The organism is Sphaerochaeta sp. S2 (assembly GCF_016406725.1).
Lineage (GTDB): Bacteria > Spirochaetota > Spirochaetia > Sphaerochaetales > Sphaerochaetaceae > Sphaerochaeta.
The window spans coordinates 1-2510 of record NZ_JAEKNT010000228.1 but is presented as its reverse complement, the minus strand read 5'-3'; the positions used below and the strand labels follow the sequence as shown (position 1 = coordinate 2510).

Annotated in this window: 6 protein-coding genes; all 6 read right to left on the bottom strand. The window is 46.8% G+C overall.

The features are described from left to right. Nucleotides 1-185: 185 nt before the first annotated feature. The 6 genes from JF818_RS16535 to JF818_RS06240 all read right to left on the bottom strand — a co-directional run bounded on the left by JF818_RS16535 (nucleotide 186) and on the right by JF818_RS06240 (nucleotide 2438). Nucleotides 186-311: a hypothetical protein gene (locus JF818_RS16535; RefSeq protein WP_255528433.1), complete on the bottom strand. Its 126-nt coding sequence runs from the start codon at nucleotides 309-311 to the stop codon at nucleotides 186-188. 2 nt (nucleotides 312-313) lie between these two features. Next, on the bottom strand, nucleotides 314-1192 hold the full coding sequence (locus tag JF818_RS06260; RefSeq protein WP_198891173.1) for an ArdC family protein: 879 nt from the start codon (nucleotides 1190-1192) through the stop codon (nucleotides 314-316). Next, the gene (locus tag JF818_RS06255) at nucleotides 1176-1400 is read right to left on the bottom strand and encodes a hypothetical protein (protein ID WP_198891172.1); all 225 of its coding nucleotides are present in this window, start codon (nucleotides 1398-1400) and stop codon (nucleotides 1176-1178) included. The genes JF818_RS06260 and JF818_RS06255 overlap by 17 nt, the downstream gene beginning before the upstream one ends. Continuing rightward, complete coding sequence (locus tag JF818_RS06250) at nucleotides 1400-1552, bottom strand: hypothetical protein (protein WP_198891171.1); 153 nt, start codon at nucleotides 1550-1552, stop codon at nucleotides 1400-1402. Before JF818_RS06250 ends, JF818_RS06255 begins: the two co-directional genes overlap by 1 nt. Further along, nucleotides 1549-1797 carry a hypothetical protein gene (locus JF818_RS06245; protein WP_198891170.1) on the bottom strand — a complete coding sequence of 83 codons (249 nt, stop codon included), beginning with the start codon at nucleotides 1795-1797 and terminating at the stop codon, nucleotides 1549-1551. The genes JF818_RS06250 and JF818_RS06245 overlap by 4 nt, the downstream gene beginning before the upstream one ends. Nucleotides 1798-1907: 110 nt before the next feature. Beyond that, on the bottom strand, nucleotides 1908-2438 hold the full coding sequence (locus JF818_RS06240) for a hypothetical protein (RefSeq protein ID WP_198891169.1): 531 nt from the start codon (nucleotides 2436-2438) through the stop codon (nucleotides 1908-1910). Between the last annotated feature and the right edge of the window lie 72 nt (nucleotides 2439-2510).

The following is a 2510-nucleotide window of genomic DNA, read 5'->3' as shown; positions in this document are numbered from 1 at the left end:
CCTGGCTCTACACGGTCTAATTCTTCGACACCGTCAGATGTGTATAGTAGACAGAACCTAGGGGACCTTCCGCATATAGGTTTATGGCGGCTAATTATTTAGCCGTCTTTTTACATCCGTATGCCACCAATCGAACCGGTTTGGGCTATGACGTCCAGTACGTCTTCGCTTGTTTCCCACCACATCTAGAACCTCCTCAATGCTTCAACGGTCTCTTCGAACTCAATCTCAACAGAACCATCTGACGGGTCGATTACCATGAGGTACACCAGCTTCACCAAGGACATAATCATCTTGCTTTTCTTCAACATTTTTAGGCCTCCTTGCCCATAATATAATTTGCCGCTTTACCTGCTTTACTTGCGGCTGTTACTACCATTTTCGGGTCGTCTTTCAGCTTTCTTAACCATGCCTTCAGATACCCTGCAGAGTTGTAATCCGTCTTCTGTGTACTGATTCCCAACGTATTCAGAATGAACGCTGAGGACATTTCCGCTACCAGTTCCTCCTTGCTGTATGACTGACCGCCAAACTGGTGATTGTCACCCTCTTCCTTGAACCTGTTTAACCTGCTCGGATGGCCTGTACTGTGTGCCAATTCGTGAAACAAGGTACTGTAAAAGGTCTCCGGTAATTCAAAGAGTTCCGGTTTCGGTACAGTAACAGTATCCAACATTGGTGTGTAGTACGCTGCAGTCCCATTTCTGCTGATTGCCGGTCTGTTCGGCATGTTTTCAATGATCCTTTCAGCCTCATCGATAGGGTTGAAGTCATACTTTGGTAGCTCGAATTCGGGGAATTCTATGCCTTCTATCTGGTCTGCATTGAAGATGAAATACATTCGATGGAACCCAAGCTTTTTCAGCTTTTCCTCATCCTCTTCATCCTCGACCTTCTTTTCGAATGTTGACCAATACAGTACAGGTGTAGCCCTCGCACCTTTCTTGACAGTGCCACCCTTAGCCTTTACCTGCTTGAATGTCATCCAGAGAGGGCTGGAGAAGCCACTCATGCCTGTCAGTATCTCATTGATACCGTTGTAGGGCCTCATGCTCACAAAGTTCTTCTGTGGGGACTCTACGGTTGCCCAAGGCTTCATCCAAGGTAGCTCCTGGTACTGTTCGATGTAGTCAATCATCCGCTGGGTAACAATCTCGTATACGGTCTGTTTGGGTTTATTCGTCTTCTTCATCTTTGTTTTCTCCTGTGAGTTCTTGCCAATCAAAATAGGCTTCTTCCGGCTCTGAATACCCTAGGTACAGTTCTTTGGTTCGGGTGTTGTAGATGTAGGTTTCCCCGATGATTGACAGGAAATACTGTGCCATTATCCAGTCCCCACTCCTGCCAATTACATTCATGGGTACAATCACATCAGCCAATTCTTGCTCTATTGCTTCCATCACTCCGCCTCCAGATAACCTTCTGTTTTGAGGTGTTCCATGAATCCACCATCCAGTAACTGAAGCCCATACCAATCTGTCAGGGCTTGTGCTACCTGTTCCCCTGTGAGATTGCTGAGCAATGCCCACATGACTTTCTGGTCTTCGCTCATGCTACCTCCCCAAAGCCCACGTTCTGCAGTTCTCGCTTGCCCTGAAGCCATTCCCATACTGCCTCATATAGGGGTGTTCCGTACCCAAGTTGTGCAACGTGCAAGACCCACCCCTTGCGCTCAGGATTTGGATCAGATCCATCTGCATCAAGACGCTTCTGGTAGAAATGGGTAATGTCGATTTGCTCCAACTTGTACCAGTCTGTGTACTTTCCATCCACTACGAAAATTTTGGCTGTTCTCATTGTTCAGCCTCCTTCAAAAAAAATGCCCCCACTTAACATGTGGGGGATAGATAAACCCTACGAGGGGAATTGAACCCCTCCTGGACACCTGTGCAGGGTAGTATTAGCTATTAACCAAAGTACTTCTCAGACTTGGCAATCTCTTTGTTGCGCTCAATAAGTGCCACATAGCCCCAAAGGACATCCCAAGTGTTGGTATCTGCAAGGACTTTCTCCAGACGAAGCTTGGACTCTCTGTCACACTTTTTCTGCCAAGTATCCATAGCGATATTGTATTCTGCCTCTTTCTCAGAGATAGCCTTGTCACCCTTTGCCACATAACGCTTGTCATTGGAGAACGTTCTTACTTCAATGCTATGGCCCTTTCCCTCTACGAGAATGACATCAAGGTCTTTGGGCATACCTTTGGTGACTTTGATATACTTGCGAACAGTACCATCTTTCAGGACAGCAACGTGAGTTTCAAGAGCAATTCTCCAAGTCAAGGCAAGTGCAAGCGCATCTGTCGCTCTCTCCAGTTGTGAGGCAAAATCCTGTCCCTCGGACTTGGCTACTTGGTCTACTTTCCCTACGCTCATAGCTGCTTTCTTGACTTCTGCGATAGCCTGTGAGGTCTTGGTGGTTGTGGTTGCGTTTTTCATGATTCACTCCTTGGGCATATTTTTAGCCCGTTATTGATTTTATGGACGCTCAAGCGTTCCACTATTGCCTAC